The organism is Mariniflexile sp. AS56 (genome assembly GCF_030552475.1).
Taxonomy (GTDB): domain Bacteria; phylum Bacteroidota; class Bacteroidia; order Flavobacteriales; family Flavobacteriaceae; genus Mariniflexile.
Window position 1 is genome coordinate 55,217 of record NZ_JAUPED010000003.1, and the last position, 19,084, is coordinate 74,300.

A 19,084-nucleotide genomic window follows, 5' to 3' on the forward strand; every position below is an offset into this window, starting at 1 on the left:
TTTTTTAGTTTAGATGTCTCAATTTTGGGCAAAAACTAAAGTATGCTATTTTAATTAAAATAGACTTGGGAAATTATAAAAGGTTTAATGCTTTAAGATGAAGGGGTCATTTATTCGTTAACAAACAAGGTTTTTAGCGTTTTAGGGCAAAATGGCCTTTAATATTAAACGGATTTCCGTTTTGAATAACTTGGGCTACAAACCAATAATCGTCTGAAGGCATGTTTTCACCATTGTAAGTTCCATTCCATCCCATTGCTGTGTGCGGTAAGGTTTTTAGTAGTTTACCGTATCGGTTATAAATATAAACTATGGTTCCTGGTAGTTGATTGACACCAACGATGTGCCAAGTGTCAAACGTGCCATCGTTATTGGGTGTGAAAAACTTAGGAATGTCTATAACAACCACTTCGGTGGTAACATCTTCACAACCATTTAAGTCGCGTATAGTTACAATATGAAGACCAAAGGTGACATTCTCAAACACATTGGAAGTTTGTGGTTCGCCATCGTCTAAAATAAAAACGTAATCACCAATACCACTAATATTAACCGTAATACTATTCGGGTCGGCAAAATCGACCGTGGTTGTAAAGTTTAAATTAGCGTCTTCAGATTCTATTACGGTGAATGTTTTTGTATATGAACAATCAGCCGAAGTTAAGTGCGGTGTGGTGGCAGTCACCCAATAATCGCCAATTTGTGAAGGGTCGGTTAATAGAATTTGTGATGTTCTTGCTCCGGTAGACCATAAATAGGTGTCGTTCGGGTTTCCTGTGTAAGCATCAATAACCAAAGGTAGGTTGTTAATACACATAGGTATTACATCGTCTAATGATATAATAGGAAGTGGGTTTACTACGGTGGAAAATTGAGTGATGTCGTAGCAGCCTGTTGTGTTGTTTTCTATTCTAGCATAAATAATTTCACCATTAAAAGCGGCGTGTAAGTTGCCTAAGGCATCAGTGCCTGCTTCCGCATTATCTAAATCATTATAATAACTAATGCTGTGTTGGTTTGGGTTTTGTGTACCTAAAATATAGTTTGCTGTAACCGATAAGTTGAATTCGAAAAATCCATCAAAATCATCATCACAAGAAATTAAATTAGGAGTTGAATTGGCAACTGGATTTGGATTTATTTGCAGATTAAATTCTTGAACAATGAAACATGCTGTTGTGTCATCTGAAACTCTCGCATAAATAATGTGATTACTTGCTGTATAATTGTAGGTGTTCGCTAAAGGATTTGTATTGGTATCCGCATCATTTTGTGAATCGAAATAGGTAATGGTAACGCCATTAGTGTCATTCACAAATATGGTATTTACCAAGGTTAAATCGTACGTGTTCGTATCATTATCACAGATTTCAATAGTGCCAATAGTATTTGTTGGAGGTGGTAAATTCACAATAAGTTCTAAAGGGATGACGCTGTAACAACCTGTTAAAGTATTGGCTACTTTGATATAAACGGTTTTTGAATTAGAATCATAAGCCGATGGGTTTGTAATTTCATTTGAATTATCTAAACCATCATTTGGGTTGATATCATTAATGGTTTCAAAGTAATTGGTAATTAGGTTGCCTTGAACTCGGTCATTTATTTCAAAATCGGCCAATTCTAAGTTGAAGGTGGTAACGCCATTATAATCGGCATCGCACTCAACTAAAGGGGTAGATACTTCTGTAATGTCTGGCGCTGCAATAATGTTTATACCCAATTCTTCAATAACAAAACATAATGAATTGCTACTCTCAATTCGAACATAAATGGTTTGTGGGTTAGTAGCATTGGTATATTGCTCAGGTAATGGATTGATATTCATTTCCGCCCGTTGGCGTGTGCCGTGAAAGGAAATGTTTAAATTATCAGTAGAACCTTGGCCAATTTCTGTTCTTTTTAGACTTAAATCGAACACATTTATACCATCGTTACTTTTATCATCACAAACTAAATAATCTTCAATGGCATTATAAACGGGGTCTGGCGCTACTTGTATTATAAATGAAGAGGTGCCAAAACAATTTGCATCGGTAATATTTTCAACCCTTACGTATATTGTTTGTGGACTTGATGTGTTTTGATAAATCGCGTTTTTGTCGATTGCTGAAGTAAAGGCTGCATCTTCAAAATAAAATACTTCTTTTCCTGATTGACCGTTTAGAATTTCAGCATCTTTTTCAGATAATAAAAAGTCTGCAAAAAAGTCACCGTCTTCTTCACAGACCTGGTATTCGCTTATTACCGGAAAGTCTGGAAGTGTATTAACAATGACCTCGAAAAACTCAATAGAAAAACAGCCCGTGTTCGATATACCATCTTCAACGCGAATGTATATGGTTTGTGTATTTGAATTGTAAGCTGTTAAATCTGAATTTGGAATGGCGTTAGAATTTGTGTTGGCATCATCAATTGACGTGTGAACACTAATGTTAACACCGGATCGACTTGCGACTGCTTCATCAATTTTATTGTTAAGGTTGATGATAGAAAATCCATCTAAATCGTCATCACAAATAATAATATCTGAAGGCGTTGTAGTTGCAGGAGCTACTAATATCTCAATATCAAAAGAGTTTACTGTGTAACAACCTGTGGTGATGTTTTCAATACGTGCAAATATAGTTTCAACCGAATTCGAATTGGTGTAAAAAGGCGGAAGCTGTGGTGAATTCACTTGTGCATCTGCATCGCTAGCAAAATAAGATACGCTGAAATTTGAATTACCATTGGTAACAATATCATCTAACGAATGTAAGTCTATTTCTACAATGCCATCATTGTCCGTGTCACAATAAGGCAACGGCGCTGCTGGTTGAAATAATAGAATTGGATTTACTAAAAGAGTGATTTCTGAGACTTCAGAACAACCGCTATCTGTGTTTACAATTCGTATGTATAATAATTTCGGACTTAAAGCACTATATAAAACGTTTTTAGGTATTGGGTTTATATTAGCGTCTCTGTCTTCCTCCGTTTCGAAAAAAGTTACTTCAATTGGAAAAGGTAATTCGTTTGCAACTTCAGATTCTACTGTGAAAAGGTTGAAGTCTAAAGTGTCTGTATTATCATCATTATTGTCGCATAATGCGTAATCGCCCGTATTTGTTGCTGTTAATAATAGGTTGGAGTGAATTTCTAATGGAACGATAGACGCACAACCCGTACTATCATCTTCCACCCTTACGTAAATGGTTTGTTCTTCTGGATTTACATTTTGATAATTAGTAGGGTCTGCAATAGGGTTAGTACCTGATTGGGCATCATCAAAACTTTCATGAAACGTGGAGGTAACATTGGTTAATCCTGCTTCAATATCGCTTATAACTTCAGTTAAATCGAAACTAGCAAAGCCATCATGGTCGGCATCACAGGCATCTAAATACCGGGTGTCTCTGTCTAAAATGGGACTTACACTCACATTAACCTCTAAAGTAGTGGTGTTTATACAACCGGTTTGCGTATTCATAATACGTGGGTACACCGTACTTGTTGGTGTTGCTGTATTAATGTAAGGTGATGGTATGGGGTTGTTTCCGGAATTAGCATCAGCAGGCGTGTAATGATAGGAAACGGCTAAGTTTGATTGTCCTGCAGTAATTTCATCATCTTTTTCATCTAAATACACAACGGCGTAACCATCAGGAAAATCGTCATTATCACAAACCTCTAAAGGGGTAGGAGCAACAATATTTGGGACTTGATTCACTATTAAATTAAAAGTGGTGTACGAAAAACAATTACTGTCTAAATCGTCAATTCGAACATAAATAGTTTGAGGGTTTGAAGAATTAGGGATGGGTGTAATAATTTCATTAATATTACTTCTAGCCTCTAAATCGGAATAGTGGTAACTAAATGTATAATTGCTAAAAGGAATATTGGCAGCTAGTTCCGAATTTTTAGTTGTAAGGTCGAATATCTCGATACCGTCTGCACTCGCGTCATCACACAATTGGTAATTGGTTATGGCATCTATAGGTTCTTCGGTATTAAGAATTACTACAATTTCATCTTCTTCAACGCAATTATTTCCATTTAAAGATACTGTTACTTCTACTCTATAAGTTCCATTTTGAGTTACATCTAAGGTAGAATTTACTGCGGTAGTTATGATGTTGTTGTCTAAATACCATTGGTAAAAGGCTGAAGGGTTTTCTATATCGGCATCTAAGGTTACTAAACTCGCACAAGTTGTAATGTCTTCACCTAGGTCTAGAATTTTAAAACTATCGCCTTCAATAAAAACAGCTGAATCTGATTGGAAATCCGTTTGATCTGCAATAATTAATTTAATATGGTATTGTACATAAGGCGTAATAGTTGCCGATGCTGTTAAAACGGTTGTTCTACCATTGTAATTGGTGTCTCCAACATTATAACCATCAAAGTATTGTGGGTTTTGGGCGGAACAAACACCGAAAATTTCGTCGTGAATGGTATTGGTATTCACAGGTGTTGTAGTACCTGGAACTAAAGCGATGTTTTGATAAGGTCCTGGACTGCCAGTTTCTTTTATAAGAAATACAAAGCCATCTGAAAATTGACACGGGTTGATACCAAAATACTCTTCAGAAGCTAATAAATAATTAAATTGAAGCTGGTTAGAAATGGAAACAATATCAAATTCTATTGAGGTCGCATTAACAGTGTTATTAATACCTAAAGCGGTTTCTAAATCAGGATCGGTTCCCCAATTTGAAGAGCCTTCGCTTAAAGTAGGTGAAGTGGCACCATTACCACCAGAAGTCGCATTTCCTGTTGAAAGCATGATACCGTTTTGAAACGGAAAATTAGAACTTCCTCTTTCAAAATAGGCGTAACTTGAAAATCCACTCGCGGTTCCATTTACAGACGATGTGATGTTTGTAATATCAACACAACTATTTTGCACTAAATTATCTTCAATAAGTTGTTGTAAACCAACGGTGTCATCTACAGTTATTTGCTGAGAAAACATGAGGTTGTAGCTACAAAAAAGTAGGGTAAAAATAAGGGAATTATGTAGGCTTCTTTTCACTTTGCTTTATTTGGGTAAAAAACGTGCGAATGCTAAATTTTATATGGCGAAAAATAGGTAAATTTCAGATGAAATGCAAAAAAAATAGGACGAAACGCTTGTTTTTATTGTTTTAAAGCAGAAGTCTATCGTTTTAAGGAAAAATGATTCTTAAATATACGACCATCTTGTAGCTCAACAGAAAACCAATAGTCATCTACCGGTAATTCTTTTCCATTAAATAAACCATTCCAACCTTCTTCTAAAGGTTTTATTTGTTTGATTAATTTTCCAAATCTATCAAAGATAAGAATTTTTGTATTAGGCTGAAACATTTTGGAAACCCCATATACTTGCCAGGTATCGTTATAACCATCGCCATTTGGAGTGAAAACTTTAGGGAAACCAATAACAGAAATTTTGTCGTTTACAATACCACAGTCGTTTTTTACGTCTTTAACAGATATCGTGTAGATGCCTGGTTTCACATTTTCAAAGAGATTGCTTGTTTGAAAATTGGCATAAACGTTATTATTCTCATCGAGTAGTCGGTATTCATAGGTGCCTTCACCAGAAACAAGTACGGTAACGGTATTGTTTTGAGTCACATCTTTTATGACAACGTCTCCAATAGTCGCAATATTTGAGGGGTTAACTGTAACCACGCGTTCTTTACTACAGCCATTAGCATTACTTACGATTACACTATAGCTTCCTGTTTCATTGACTTGAATTTGATAGCTAGTTTCTCCTGTAGACCATTGGTAAGTGTAGTTGTTAGGCGAATCGTTAAGCATACCAGCATCGATAGTAACTGTTTCAGGGAATTTATTTAAACAATAAAACAGACTGTCTTCTGTTTGAATAATTGGTAATTTATTAATCGTTAATATAACCTTATTAATACCAAAACAGCTGTTGTCATTTTCCACACGGGCGTAAATGGTTTCAGAGTAGGGTGTCTTATTTGTATAGGAAATAGCTAATTTGTTTTGTTCTAAAAGAGCGTCTTCAAAGGTTTTGTAATACGTAATGTTGTATATGAAATTGTAGCTAGCCTGCATTTCCGTAGTAATAGTATCTAGATTAAACACGTTAATACCATCTTCAGAACCCAGCTCATCGCATAGCGGAGTTGGTGTGAAATCGGCTATTTGCGAAGTGGTTACGTTTAGTGTTAATATGGAAGTGCTTGAGCAGCCCGTTTTTGTGTTTAATACGCTCACATACACAGGTTGTGGCGCATCAGAATTGTAATTATACGCCTTGGTGTTCGTTATTTCATCTGTTCTAGCAGCATCGGTGTAAAATATAACAGACAATGTTGGGTCGTTTCCGGTTAAGTATGTTGTCGCTTCGTTTAGGTTGAATCTTGTAAATCCGCCAGCAACACCATCTTCATCACATTGACTCAGGGTGTAATTGTTGGCCGCGGGGTTTTCGTTATAAGTAACATAGGCAACACCTTCAAAAGTACTATCACATTCACCGGTATTGGGGTCTATAAAAACTTTATAGAATCCATCTTCAACAACTTCTAACTCATTGGTAGAGTTAGTCAGCGGTTCATCATTACGCGTCCAGCTATAAGTGGCGCCTGGAATAACATCAGATTTTAATGTAAAAATGTCTCCTTCACATAAAAGGAGTTCCGTACTACTTGAATTATTTCCTATAATATCAATTTTTTCGGAAAAAAACGAGGTTATAAAAGGAGGCAGGCCTTGTCTTGCATTTCTGCTTAAACGAAAGCTATTATTTGTGTAATTACAGGCTGCTCCAATATTGTTGGGAGCGTTTATAACTGATAAATAAGGTGTGCCTTGGCCATAGGTGTCATTCATGGAACGGTATATTTTTCCATTGGGGCCCAATTGCAAGCCGCCGCGGTAGGTAATTCTACTGTCAATTACAATTTCACTGCTGCTTATATTTGGAGCTGTTAAGTTGTATTGTAATAAAGCACCATACTGGGCATTCGGGTTATTGGTATTATCTCGGTCTGTTTCGAAATAACTTGTTATATATAGTAATTGGTTGTTTTGAGAAAATTCAACACCGTATGAAATTTGTGGTTTTGTATTGTTAAGCGAAAAACCAATATTAATACGTCTTTCATTCGCTATTGTTCCGGTGTCTTTATCAAAATCATAAATATATAAACCAGAAGTTGCATTTGATGAAACTAGTTTTGTCCCATCTGGGGATAATTTTAAATAACCTCGTGAATCTTCAGTAAATGTGGAGAAAGTTGAAACTACAGGGGTTGTGTTTAACCCTGTGCTACTAACTTCATAAGCAAAAAAGCTGTTGTTAAAACCGGCCTCAAATGGGCCGTAGGTGATAACCCATATGGATTGACTCACACAATCTTTTACCACCGCTGTAACTTTTTCCGAAGTGAAATCGAGTAAATTGTTGTTTTTAACGGTGATATTTCCTAAGCCACCTTCTAATGTTAAATCGACAATAGAATAGTTGAATCCGAAATCTGGATCGTTATTTACAGTAGTGTCTACCGTGAATATATAGTAAATAGTCGGGTCTTTTGGTTTAGGTACAACAATGGCCGATTGCGTACTTGATGAATCTCCAAATAAGCCAAAACCATTTGGCATTATGCTGTGGTTTTTATTCCAAACGGTAACACCATCGGTGTAAAATAATAGATTTCCATTAGCATCTGAAATGGTTGTACAACCTTCTATGGTACTTAATTTTCCGTCTGTTATTTCTGTAACCGATCCATCGGCATTAAAGCGAATTCCCGCATTGTCACCAAAGTACCAATTGGAAGCTTCTTTTTGGCCAAAGCATAGAATACTACTGGCAAATATTAAAATTAATAAGGTCTTTTTCATTTATACATAGCAAAGCTATCAAAGATATCATAAATCGCGCTTTTTTAATAATCTGTACGATAAAAAGATGAATAAGGCTGTCCAAGCCAATACGATGGCTATTTCATACCAATGTACGGCATAATCATAGGTTAAATTTGCTTTGTCGGGAAATTTTGTCATGGCAATACGTTGGAAAGGTTGGTCTATAAGTTTGTACATAGACTTTAAAGGAAAGAAGTTTTGAATTTTTTCTGCAGTACTAGCATCAAATTTCCATGCCATGATTCCAAAAAGGATCCATTCTAAAATAAATAGAATGAATAAAAAAGCTAAGGCAAACGCGGAACGTTTTACTAGCATTCCGAAAAATAAACATAAACTAAAAAAGCCGACGAGCTTAATAAAATAAGCCACCAAAAAATTAGTTTCACTAAGTATAATGAAGGCTTCGTTATAGCTGGAGTAATACATGCCAATACAAAACGAGATAAGAGTAATTAACACCGTAGAAACGAATGAGAAAAACACAATGGTGTAAAATTTAGAAAGTATAAATTCCTTTTTACTTAAACCATCAATAAGGTTTTGTTTCAGGGTTTTGTTACTGTATTCGTTTCCAATCATGCTTACTACGACAATGGCAAAAAAGAATTTGAATTGTGAGGCAAAAAAGGTAGTAATGTGCCAAATTATAGGGAAATTGAATATGCCTAATTCACCTAATTCTAAGGTGAAAAAACCGAAAATATTTATTTTTAAGGATGATAATAAGATTACAAAAAACGGTAAAATGAAGGAGATGAATATGAGTATTTTACTGGTTCTATTTAGTAAAAGTTTTTGTAGCTCTAAATTTAAAAGTCGTAACATGTGGTTGGTATTAGTGGGTATCTGTTAATTGCAAAAACTGTTCTTCTAAACTTTCTTTACGTTGTACTAAATGGGTGAGTATAATGCCTTTTTCAAACAGGAGTTTGTTGAAATCTTCAGATTTCATAGGTTCATTTAAAAAAGCAGTGACCAGGTTGTCTTGTACTTTTATTTTTCCGAAGGTAGGGTAGTTTTCTAAAAGCTTTACTAAACCTTCTTGATCATTACATTTTAATTCGAAAAAACCGTGGCTGGAAATCATTTCATCGACTCTGCCAGAATATAGTTTTTCGCCTTTTCTAAGTACCACTACATGTGAACAGACTTTTTCTACTTCATCTAATAAGTGAGATGCTAATAAAATAGTGGTGCCTTTGGTCGCAATTTGTTTTATAATTTCACGTATTTGGTGAATACCTTGTGGGTCTAAACCATTAGTAGGTTCGTCTAGAATTAAAATTTCTGGATCGTTAAGAAGGGCAGAGGCGATGGCTAAACGTTGTTTCATACCCAGCGAATAGGTGCTAAATTTGCTGTTTTTTCGTTCTAAAAGAGCCACAACTTCTAGTTTTTCATCAATTTTACTGAAATCGACATTCTTAATTTTACAAACTAATTTTAAATTTTGGGCAGCCGTCATGTACGGGTAAAAGTTGGGGCGTTCTATAATGGCGCCTACTTTTTTTAAAGCATCGTGCGTGGTTGTGTTACCGTTAAACCATTTAAAATCGCCTTGAGTTTTGTTAACTACGTTTAAAACAATGCCTAAGGTGGTCGATTTTCCGCTGCCATTTGGTCCTAAAATGCCATATACATTGCCTTTGTTTATGGTGAATGATAGGTCTTTTACAGCTGTTAAAAATCCAAATTTTTTGGTGAGATTGGTAATGGTTAGTATGGGTTCCACAATGATTATGTTTTGTTCAGAACGTGAATTCTGTTTAGTTCGCTTTAAAGTAGGACGATTGTTTGTCTGATTTGTTACATGTTAAAAAAAATAACTATATTTTGTGATGCGTTAGGGATAGCAACGGAAATCCTTTTGGTGAGGCACGAACAAAAAGATTGCAGTGAATAGCCCGACCCTTGTGGTAACGCCCTAAAAAACGCTATTTTTGATTAACTTTATATGCTATGGACGATTTAATAATTTCTAAGAAAAAACCATCTTTCCCAATAAAACCGAAGTTACACGAGTACCTTTCTGAATATAATAGGAATATAAAAATCCCTATTTTTTATGATGATTTATTGCGTTTTCAAGGGTCTATTGTGGTTTATGATAAGGAGGATAATGATACACTTTGGATACGGGTGTACTATAATGAGTTTGAAAGACAGGAAATTGAGTTGTCGTTGAAGAAAGTTTACACCATTTTACACTCCGATGGAAACGAAAATACCATCCCTTTTTTAAGTGTAGATGCGATTGATTTTTGCACGTTTGGAAACTCGAAACCTTTCAGGATAAAAATCCGAAATATTTTAAATGATAATTTTACCTATTTCTATATTAAAACGGCCGATGCGTCTCGGGTTTATGGTTTGGAATTAGAGCATATGTTGTCGCCGTATAATTTGAATTTTTTGGTTTATAAGGACACTTTAATTGAAGAGCATATTGCGGGTATTCCGGGAGATGAGTTTATTAAGAATTTTTTACCGAAGTGTGATAAGTCTGAAAAATCGCAAATAGCGAAGGAGTTTGTGAAATTTAACGAACGTTGTATGATCAGGCTTTTGGGCGATATGCGTTCGTATAATTACGTGATTGTACCAACCCACGATTTTGATCACGTGGTGTATAAAATTAGAGCCATTGATTTTGATCAACAATCATACGAAGGGAAGTTTAATGTTTACAGACCTCAGTTTTTTAAGGAAAATTTAAAAATGGTAGAATTGGTATCTGAAACCTTTCAAAAGTTATCGATAGACCAATATAAAATTGAAGAGCGTTCTATTTTAGTGAAACGTCTAAAAAGTTTTCATGGAAGAATTGATGAACTTGTAGATTGTATGGTAAATGACGTGATTTCTAAAACAGCCAACATTGATTTGCTAAAAGGAAAAATATTTGAGTATACTTTAGATGCTGAGTTTATGGAATGCCAATCTATGGGACAAATTCTAAAGAAATCTTTAGAATTTTTAACCCAAAATTATGAAAATATAAACCCTGCTAACTTTAGGTAAAGTGGGGTTAATTCCAGTTTTCGTCGAAATCTAAACCGTCGTAATCTTCTACGTCTAGGTCGTCATCAAACTCGTTGAAATCGTCAAAATCATCGTCAGATTCGAAGATTTTTTCTGGTGCTTCATCCGGTATTTGCCCATGTACAAACATTAAGTTAGGGTAATCGACACCTTGAGTTTCTTCAACAATTTCAGCTAATTCCACGTAAAATGTCCACATGCTTAAAAAGTCGTACACATAAATAAGTCGTGTTTGTTTATCGTGAACCACATCGTTAATAGCCGTTTCGCTCATTAAACGTGCTGAAGCATCTTCACTTAAATCAAATAATGATATTTCTTCACCTTGATCCCATTGAATATTACTTAAATAAAAGGACGCCATTTCGGTACCATCGAAGCCAAAAGATTGGGTGATGATGTTATGTAAATCTTCAAGCGTATCGGTTTCACGAATTTCTAAATCGCGAAAAACGTCGTCATCAACGTCATTGTCAAGTATTACTCTAAATCTGTAAATCATGGAAAAAAAATATTTTGCAAAGGTATGTTTTTTAAAACTATTTTGAAAAGCGATGTAAGGTAAATGTCATGGCACTTAATAATAAAAAAGCACCTATTTGATGTGCTACACCTAGCCATAGTGGAACTTGTAAAATAATGGTAAAAACACCTAAAACAAATTGAGCAAACACCAAAATTATTAAGGCGTTAATCCCTTTTTGTTGTTGTGTTGTTAATGACAGTGTTCTAGATTTTCTCCAAATAAGAAATATGAAAAACACGACTAAATAAGCCGTTGTACGGTGTATAAACTGAATGCCGCTTGGGTTTTCTATAAAGTTTTTGTAAAATGGTTCTAGTGTGTAGGCTGTAAAATGAATAAATTCGCCCTCATTCATCAATGGCCAATGGTTGTGTAATAAACCGGCTTTTAAACCTGCCACAAATGCGCCATAAATAATTTGAAAAATGAGCACAACGTAACTTATTATAATAAGTTTTCTGATGGGTTTGTTGGCTGGTTTTCGGTGTGGAAACATCAAGTCTAGTGCCACCCAAAGTGTTGCTGCAAATGTTAGAAAAGCCGTTGTTAAGTGGGCGGCGAGTCTAAAATGGCTAACATCTGGCATGTCTACTAAGCCACTTTTCACCATATACCAGCCTAAAAAACCTTGAAAACCCCCAAGACCAAGCAAAACCATGCATTTTAATATGGTTTTTTTAGTAAGTTGTTTTCGTAGTAAAAAGTAAATGAACGGAATAATAAATACCAAGCCAATAAAGCGACCAATAACGCGGTGTAACCACTCCCAGAAATAGATGCTTTTAAAATCGTCTAAACCAAAGTGGTTGTTAAGTTTCTGGTATTCAGGGAACTGTTTGTATAAGTCGAAGGCCGCTTGCCATTCTTGTTCGCCTATTGGCGGAATAGTGCCAGAAATTAATTTGTAATTAGAAATTGATAAGCCCGAATCGGTTAACCGGGTTATACCGCCAATTATAACCATTATAAAAAGTAGTAGGCATCCGGTTAATAACCAATAGATGACTTTTTTGTTGTCTTTGTTCATGCTAGTCACGAATACACGAATTGTTTTAATTGTTAATTTTTAACCCGAGTCTCTTACCCTCCTTCAACATCAATTGGTAAGCTGCTTCATGCTCATTTGGTATCTCTCCTTCCAGAATGGCTTCCTTGATGGTTTCCTTAATAATGCCAATTTCTTTTGAAGGTTTTAAGTTGAACGTTTCCATAATTTCTTCACCAGAAATGGGAGGTTGAAAATTTCTTACCTGGTCGCGTTCTTCAACTTCTATAATTTTATCACGAACAATTTTAAAATTGTTGTGGTATTTATTGAACTTTTTAGGGTTTTTTGTAGTGATATCGGCTTCACAAAGCGTCATTAAATCGTCTACAAAATCGCCTGCGTCAAACACCAGTCTGCGAACTGCAGAATCTGTAACTTCATCGTTGGCTAATACAATAGGGCGCGAACTCATCAATACCATTTTCTGAGTAAATTTCATTTTCTCATTCAAAGGCATTTTTAGACGTTTGAATAATCGATAAACCATTTTGGAGCCTTCAAACTCATGGCCATGAAAGGTCCAACCTACTTTTTTACTGAATTTTTTAGTTGGTGCTTTTCCAATATCGTGCAGTAAAGCAGCCCAACGTAACCAAACGTCGTTTGTATTTTTTGCAATATTATCAACCACTTCTAATGTGTGATAAAAATTGTCTTTATGGCGCTGTCCTTCCACTTCATCAATACCTTTTAAGGCAATAAGTTCGGGTAGGATATGTTTTAAAAGATTGGTGCGTTCCAGAAGCAAAAATCCAATGGACGGGGTCTCGCTTTCAAGAATTTTATTAAGTTCTACAACAATACGCTCGTTGGTTATTATTCTAATTCTATCAGAATTTCTCGTAATGGCATCTAAAGAACTTTGCTCAATCGTAAAATTTAATTGGGTTGCAAAGCGAATGGCACGCATCATGCGTAACGGGTCGTCACTATAGGTGATATCTGGGTTTAATGGGGTGCGAATTATTTTGTTTTCTAAATCTTCAACGCCATTAAAAGGGTCTAGTAAATTACCGAAATTAGATGCACTTAAATCTAAAGCCATGGCATTTATACTGAAGTCGCGACGGTTTTGGTCGTCTTGAAGGGTGCCATTTTCAACCGCAGGGTTTCTGCTGTCTTCGGTGTACGATTCTTTTCGTGCTCCAACAAATTCAACTTCAATATCATCATAACGAAGCATGGCAGTGCCATAGGTTTTAAAAACCTGTACTTTTGGTTTTGTTGGTAGGTTTTTAGCAACTTGTTTGGCGAGTTTTATACCGTCGCCAATAGCAACCACATCAATATCTTTAGCAGTGCCGCGTTTTAATATAAAATCGCGTACAAAACCGCCAATAACGTAGCTGTCTAAGCCTAATTCTTTAGCAGATTGGGAAATTGTTTTAAAAATATTGTGGTGTAATGCTTCTTTGTAATTCATTGATGATATTTCAATACTCGAAAGTCAAATTCCAAGAAAAATGACCACCGAAATTGGAGTTTTACGCTCGTATTATTTTCACAACCCCACTATTGCTTAATTTAATAATAGATGATGGTTTGTTGCAAATTTTTTCGTGCTGCAAATTTACAACATAGTCTACACCTTTTAAAACCTCTTGTTGTATTTCTTTAAATGAATTTGGTGTAGGGTAACCACTTATGTTGGCAGATGTAGAAACAATTGCGCCATTTAATTTTCTTGAAAGTTGAAAGCAAAATTCGTCATCAGGGATTCTAATGGCAATGGTGCCGTCTTCAGCAATTAAATTGGGTGCTAAATTACGGGCGTCATCATAAATAATGGTTGTTGGTTTATCTGTAATATCAATAATATCTAAAGCTACTTGGGGTATTTCTTTTATATACTTTTGTAGCATTCTATCATCGGCAACTAAACATATTAATGCTTTGCTGTCTATACGTTGTTTTAGAGCGTATACTTTTTTTACGGCTTCGGCATTTGTGGCGTCACAGCCAATGCCCCAAACAGTATCGGTAGGGTAAAGTATCAGCCCGCCTTCTTTTAAAACTTGAAATGCTTTGTTAAGTTCTTGGTGCATAGGGTTCTCTTTTTTTTGACAAAATTAACATTACTTTTGTTGATTACTCAACAACTTTGTAATTTGCTGTCAAAATAATTCTAATTTTTAATAATGTTTAGAAGACCATATGTTTTTGTTAGTAGGAAGTTCAGGCAGTTATTTAAAGATTACTATAAGAAAAAAGATATTGCTCTTTTAGGAGATAAAAACTTTGTAATAGTTTCTAATAATTGCTGGGGAGGCTCCTTGTACCAGTGGTATAATAGGCCTTATAACACTCCATTTGTAGGTTTGTTTATTTGTGGTGATTGTTTTGTGAAACTGCTTTCAAATTTTGAACATTATATGAGTCAAGATTTACAGTTTATAAAAGAAACGAAGTATCCTTTAAAAAATGTAACCTATCCTATTGGTTTATTGGATGATATTGAAATTCATTTTCAACACTATCTTTCTGAGGATGAGGCTAAAATTAAATGGAAAAGAAGGACGGAGCGGATGCTAGAAGAAACCAATTTTGATAACTATTTTTTTAAAATTTCAGATAAAGAACAAGTCACTAAGAATAATATAGTTGAGTTTCACAAGCTTCCATTTAGAAATAAAATATCTTTTTCTTTAAATAGATGTGAAGAGATACCTGATGCGTATCATATTAAAGTTGAAGAATCTCATAAGAATAATAAATTTTGTGTGCCTAACGGAAAGAAACTTTTTAAAATAACCTATTTGTACTTAAATTTAAACAGTTGGCTTACGCGCTAAATATTAATGAATTTAATGCTGCTATTCTTAAGTTTTCAAAATTTCAAAACTATCTTTGCAACATTAATAAAGGTAATAGGACACTGTAATATCGTTGAATGAAAGAAATTAAAGTTTTTAATAGTGGTTTGGAAGATGCGTTTACAACGAAACTAACGAAGGTGATCCGTAATTTCGATTCGTATGAAGGTGGGGTAGGTGATAGGAATGTTATTAAAATTATAGAGCTAGACCAACTAAAATTAAATATTAAGGCCTTTAAAATTCCGAATGTCGTAAATAAAATAGTTTATAATTTTTTCAGGAAAAGTAAAGCACAACGCTCATTCGAGTATGCTAATAAACTTCTGGAGTTGGGAGTTGGGACACCAAAACCCATAGCGTATTTTGAGTATAAATCTCCTTTTACTTTTAAACAGAGTTTTTATGTAAGTGAACAATTGGACTGTGATATGACCTATCGTGAACTTACCAAAGATTTCACCATCCCCAATTACGATGCTATTTTAAGAGCCTTTACAAGATTTACCTATTCTTTGCACGAAAAGGGAATTCATTTTTTAGACCATTCACCTGGAAACACCTTGATTAAGAAGAATGATACTGGTTATAATTTTTATTTAGTGGATTTGAACAGAATGGATTTTGGCCCATTAGATTTTGAAACGCGCATTAAAAACTTTTCTCGCTTAACCATTCATAAGTCTATGGTAGAAGTGATGAGTGATGAATATGCGAAATGTACAGGCGAGGATTATGATAAGATTTTCAATTTAATGTGGCATGAAACAGAAACGTTTCAATATAAATTCCACAGAAAAAAACGTTTAAAAAAGAAGTTGAAGATTAAGAAAAACTAATTATATAAGTTCTTAAGTTTTTGATACCTGTAGTAAACACCATAGGCACTAAGGTAGCATAAGGTGAAGCCTTCTTTCCCGTCAAGAATCCCTAATCGCAGAAAATAATTAACTATAAACTTATAAAGCGGCCGGACATAAAAATGAAAAAAATGAGGTTTTTTACCCTTATTATATAATTCTAAAGCCTTTAAAGAGGCGTAATGTTCCATTTTAGCTTTGTAATGTGCAGCACTATCAAAGGAATAATGAATCATTTTGTTTTTTAGCAGTTTACTTACTCCTGTTATTTTAGGCTGTTCATGTACTATTTTGTCATCATAATATTGAACTGAACCTTTTTTGAATAAACGGTATGTTTTATCCGTTTGAAATCCACTAAACCGTATTCTTTTTTGTTTGAAGAAAAAGATGCGTCTAAACATAAAGGCAACAAATTCTTGCGGATTGTTTATTTCAGAAAGTATTTCGTTTTCAAGTTTTGGTGTAATACGTTCATCAGCATCAATAAACAAAATCCAATCGTGTGAGGCTTTTTCAATGGCGAAATTCCGTTGATCGGCAAAATTATTGAAAGCTCGTTGAATAGTAGTTATATTTTCAAATTTAGAAAGTATTTCAAAAGTACCATCAGTACTAAAGGAATCTATAACAATAATTTCATCTGCAAAATCTATGTTCTTTATAACAGCTTCAATATGTTTAACTTCATTGAAAGTTATAATTAAGGCAGATATTTTAGGTGAATTTGTCACTGTTGCTTTTTGAAAATTTAAAGAAGGTGTAAGTGGTTTTTCGGGTTGTTTATTGGTTTTGAATAAAAGTAATATTGTAAAATAATTACAGCCTTAAAAGTTAACTTGGTGCTTGAAAGCGCAAATATATAGTATTTAAGTGTTTTTTAGGAAGTAAAACGGTTTAATAAGCGAGATGTGTGGTTCTTCGTTTTATGATATAAATATTGGTATTTTTTTTAGTATTACACGTTCTTTTCATAATTTGCCATACTATTATAAATTCACATTTCAATAAATAATTATGTCTGAAATATCAGTAATCATAAGTACGTACAATGCTGAAGCTTGGTTAGAAAAAGTGCTTTGGGGCTATAGTTGTCAGACTTTTAAAGATTTTGAAATTGTACTAGCCGACGATGGTTCGGGGCCGAAAACAAAAGATTTAATAGATGATTTTGTTAAAAACACAGGTTTGAAAATAAACCATGTTTGGCAGGAAGATGACGGTTTTCAAAAATCTAGAATCTTAAATAAGGCTATTGTGGCTTGTAGTTCCGATTATATTGTAATGAGTGATGGGGATTGTATTCCACGTGCCGATTTTCTAGAAATTCACCAAAATAATAAGGAAAAAGGCTATTTTTTATCGGGTGGCTATTTTATGCTACCCATGGATATTTCTCAAAAAATTGATAAAAACGATATTATTTCCGGTAACTGTTTTAGCTTAAAATGGTTGAAAAGTAATGGCTTAGAAGGTTCTTTTAAAAATAATAAACTTACAGCAAAAGGAACTATCTCTAAATTATTGAATAGGTTAACACCTACTAATCCCAGTTGGAACGGGCATAATGCGTCTGGCTGGAAGCAAGATATCGTGGCTATTAATGGGTTTGATGAGCGTATGCAATATGGAGGTCAAGACCGTGAGTTAGGAGAGCGATTAACCAATTATGGTATTAAATCGAAACAGATTCGTTACAGTGCCATTTGTATACATTTAGACCATAAACGCGGCTATAAAACACCAGAATCTATCGCGAAAAATCAAGCTATAAGAAAACATACAAGAACATCTAAAACACCTTGGACAGCTTTTGGGATAAAAAAAGATTAGGAATTTATAAAGTCAATATATTTTTTTTGTTGCACTTTATAATCCATCATTTTGTTGAGGATAAAATCAGTATCTTTTTCTGTTTGAAGATTGTTGCTTAATAATTTTGATAAACCTTCAGAGGAATCATAAAACAGTGTGTTTTCTTCTAAATCTTTGATAATGTTTAATTTGGATGGGGCAATAAGTCGTTTGTCCAATCCGAAGGCTAAATTCAAAACACCACTAATTTTATATTTTAAATACGAATTATCGTTTAATTGAAGATTCGCTAAAATATAATCGGAAGCTTTTAAGTAAGAAAAAAACAAATCGTTTTCAACAAAAGCATCAAAAGTTATAAAATTGGTTTTTAAACCATGTTTGGAAAGAAGTTCAAGAAAGACTTCACCATCCTTAGGAATAGCATTTATTTTACCAAGAATTATAAACTTTAAATGGCTCGAATTGGTTGTTTTTAATAAACTTTCAATAACAATACTATAATCTCTTCTTTTAAAATTAACCTCACCAGGTATGCTAATCCATATCTCGTTTGTAGGTTTGTTAACTTGGCAGGTTTTGTAATCAGGAAAAAAGATAGGGTAATAACTGTTTAGCCTAATTTCAGTATTTTTAATAGGGTGAGAACTTAAAAGAAAATCATTAAGCACAAAATATTTTTTAATTTTTATGTTAAGTAACTTCTGGGAAAAGCTACCTCCCATTTTTTTTAAGTTGTGAATAGTACCTATACATTCCACATCACTAAATTTTAATAGAAGTGTGATGAAAATTATGGTTTTAGAAGAACTAGCCGTATTAAAAATGATTTTATCAAATTTTTTCTGAACGATAAATCGATAAAGTTTAAACAAAAGAAAAAGCTTCTTTATAAAAGAAAAAGAAGCTTTTTTGTCATAATAATAAGTTTCATCTATAAGATGAGAATATGATGCCGTTAGATTTTTAGATTTCGGATTGATTATCAAAGTAACCTTTGAGTGGTCCGTTTTTAAAAATTTAACTTGGCTGTAAATACACTCCTGATGATAATTGTTGAATTCTATCAGAGCTACATTCATATTTTTAT

14 protein-coding genes are annotated in these 19,084 nt (G+C 34.1%); 4 read left to right on the forward strand and 10 right to left on the reverse strand.

Translation table 11 applies throughout. The features are described from left to right. Positions 1–133 precede the first annotated feature (133 nt). The 4 genes from Q5N74_RS04805 to Q5N74_RS04820 all read right to left on the reverse strand — a co-directional run bounded on the left by Q5N74_RS04805 (position 134) and on the right by Q5N74_RS04820 (position 9,622). Complete coding sequence (locus Q5N74_RS04805) at positions 134–5,023, reverse strand: T9SS type B sorting domain-containing protein (protein WP_304387594.1); 4,890 nt, start codon at positions 5,021–5,023, stop codon at positions 134–136. 125 nt (positions 5,024–5,148) lie between these two features. Then, positions 5,149–7,863 carry a T9SS type B sorting domain-containing protein gene (locus Q5N74_RS04810; protein ID WP_304387595.1) on the reverse strand — a complete coding sequence of 905 codons (2,715 nt, stop codon included), beginning with the start codon at positions 7,861–7,863 and terminating at the stop codon, positions 5,149–5,151. Positions 7,864–7,890: 27 nt separating this feature from the next. Next, positions 7,891–8,715 (reverse strand): ABC transporter permease, encoded by an 825-nt coding sequence (locus Q5N74_RS04815; RefSeq protein WP_304387596.1) that lies wholly within the window; start codon positions 8,713–8,715, stop codon positions 7,891–7,893. 10 nt (positions 8,716–8,725) lie between these two features. Next, positions 8,726–9,622 carry an ABC transporter ATP-binding protein gene (locus tag Q5N74_RS04820; protein WP_304387597.1) on the reverse strand — a complete coding sequence of 299 codons (897 nt, stop codon included), beginning with the start codon at positions 9,620–9,622 and terminating at the stop codon, positions 8,726–8,728. Positions 9,623–9,849: 227 nt separating this feature from the next. On the opposite strand from Q5N74_RS04820, the gene Q5N74_RS04825 reads away from it, so the two are divergent. Next, positions 9,850–10,911 (forward strand): hypothetical protein, encoded by a 1,062-nt coding sequence (locus Q5N74_RS04825; protein WP_304387598.1) that lies wholly within the window; start codon positions 9,850–9,852, stop codon positions 10,909–10,911. Positions 10,912–10,918: 7 nt separating this feature from the next. Here Q5N74_RS04825 and Q5N74_RS04830 read toward each other — a convergent pair whose 3' ends face one another. The 4 genes from Q5N74_RS04830 to Q5N74_RS04845 form a co-directional block, all read right to left on the reverse strand. Beyond that, positions 10,919–11,434, reverse strand: coding sequence for a hypothetical protein (locus Q5N74_RS04830; protein ID WP_304387599.1), 516 nt, complete (start codon positions 11,432–11,434; stop codon positions 10,919–10,921). 37 nt (positions 11,435–11,471) lie between these two features. Further along, the gene (locus Q5N74_RS04835; RefSeq protein ID WP_304387600.1) at positions 11,472–12,485 is read right to left on the reverse strand and encodes a COX15/CtaA family protein; all 1,014 of its coding nucleotides are present in this window, start codon (positions 12,483–12,485) and stop codon (positions 11,472–11,474) included. A 25-nt stretch (positions 12,486–12,510) separates the two neighbouring features. After that, positions 12,511–13,929 carry a CCA tRNA nucleotidyltransferase gene (locus tag Q5N74_RS04840; RefSeq protein WP_304387601.1) on the reverse strand — a complete coding sequence of 473 codons (1,419 nt, stop codon included), beginning with the start codon at positions 13,927–13,929 and terminating at the stop codon, positions 12,511–12,513. A gap of 61 nt (positions 13,930–13,990) precedes the next feature. Further along, positions 13,991–14,551, reverse strand: a complete 561-nt coding sequence (locus Q5N74_RS04845; RefSeq protein ID WP_304387602.1) for an L-threonylcarbamoyladenylate synthase — start codon at positions 14,549–14,551, stop codon at positions 13,991–13,993. A gap of 93 nt (positions 14,552–14,644) precedes the next feature. Here Q5N74_RS04845 and Q5N74_RS04850 point away from each other — a divergent pair, with 93 nt between their 5' ends. Continuing rightward, entirely contained in the window at positions 14,645–15,298 is a 654-nt protein-coding gene (locus Q5N74_RS04850) for a DUF1919 domain-containing protein (protein WP_304387603.1), read from the forward strand. A gap of 98 nt (positions 15,299–15,396) precedes the next feature. After that, positions 15,397–16,158 carry a lipopolysaccharide kinase InaA family protein gene (locus Q5N74_RS04855; protein WP_304387604.1) on the forward strand — a complete coding sequence of 254 codons (762 nt, stop codon included), beginning with the start codon at positions 15,397–15,399 and terminating at the stop codon, positions 16,156–16,158. Here the strand turns inward: Q5N74_RS04855 and Q5N74_RS04860 are convergent. Then, positions 16,155–16,913, reverse strand: coding sequence for a glycosyltransferase family 2 protein (locus Q5N74_RS04860; RefSeq protein WP_304387605.1), 759 nt, complete (start codon positions 16,911–16,913; stop codon positions 16,155–16,157). The genes Q5N74_RS04855 and Q5N74_RS04860 overlap by 4 nt on opposite strands. A 283-nt stretch (positions 16,914–17,196) precedes the next feature. On the opposite strand from Q5N74_RS04860, the gene Q5N74_RS04865 reads away from it, so the two are divergent. After that, positions 17,197–18,012, forward strand: coding sequence for a glycosyltransferase family 2 protein (locus Q5N74_RS04865; protein WP_304387606.1), 816 nt, complete (start codon positions 17,197–17,199; stop codon positions 18,010–18,012). Here the strand turns inward: Q5N74_RS04865 and Q5N74_RS04870 are convergent. After that, positions 18,009–19,076, reverse strand: coding sequence for a hypothetical protein (locus tag Q5N74_RS04870; RefSeq protein WP_304387607.1), 1,068 nt, complete (start codon positions 19,074–19,076; stop codon positions 18,009–18,011). The two genes, Q5N74_RS04865 and Q5N74_RS04870, sit on opposite strands and share 4 nt — an antisense overlap. Positions 19,077–19,084 lie beyond the last annotated feature (8 nt).

Bases quoted from the DNA above. Each gene is read 5' to 3' on its own strand.
- Q5N74_RS04810 (WP_304387595.1), bottom strand. From the start codon at position 7,863: ATGAAAAAGACCTTATTAATTTTAATATTTGCCAGTAGTATTCTATGC.
- Q5N74_RS04815 (WP_304387596.1), bottom strand. From the start codon at position 8,715: ATGTTACGACTTTTAAATTTAGAGCTACAAAAACTTTTACTAAATAGA.
- Q5N74_RS04825 (WP_304387598.1), top strand. From the start codon at position 9,850: ATGGACGATTTAATAATTTCTAAGAAAAAACCATCTTTCCCAATAAAA.
- Q5N74_RS04830 (WP_304387599.1), bottom strand. From the start codon at position 11,434: ATGATTTACAGATTTAGAGTAATACTTGACAATGACGTTGATGACGAC.
- Q5N74_RS04835 (WP_304387600.1), bottom strand. From the start codon at position 12,485: ATGAACAAAGACAACAAAAAAGTCATCTATTGGTTATTAACCGGATGC.
- Q5N74_RS04840 (WP_304387601.1), bottom strand. From the start codon at position 13,929: ATGAATTACAAAGAAGCATTACACCACAATATTTTTAAAACAATTTCC.
- Q5N74_RS04845 (WP_304387602.1), bottom strand. From the start codon at position 14,551: ATGCACCAAGAACTTAACAAAGCATTTCAAGTTTTAAAAGAAGGCGGG.
- Q5N74_RS04850 (WP_304387603.1), top strand. From the start codon at position 14,645: ATGTTTAGAAGACCATATGTTTTTGTTAGTAGGAAGTTCAGGCAGTTA.
- Q5N74_RS04855 (WP_304387604.1), top strand. From the start codon at position 15,397: ATGAAAGAAATTAAAGTTTTTAATAGTGGTTTGGAAGATGCGTTTACA.
- Q5N74_RS04865 (WP_304387606.1), top strand. From the start codon at position 17,197: ATGTCTGAAATATCAGTAATCATAAGTACGTACAATGCTGAAGCTTGG.
- Q5N74_RS04870 (WP_304387607.1), bottom strand. From the start codon at position 19,076: ATGAATGTAGCTCTGATAGAATTCAACAATTATCATCAGGAGTGTATT.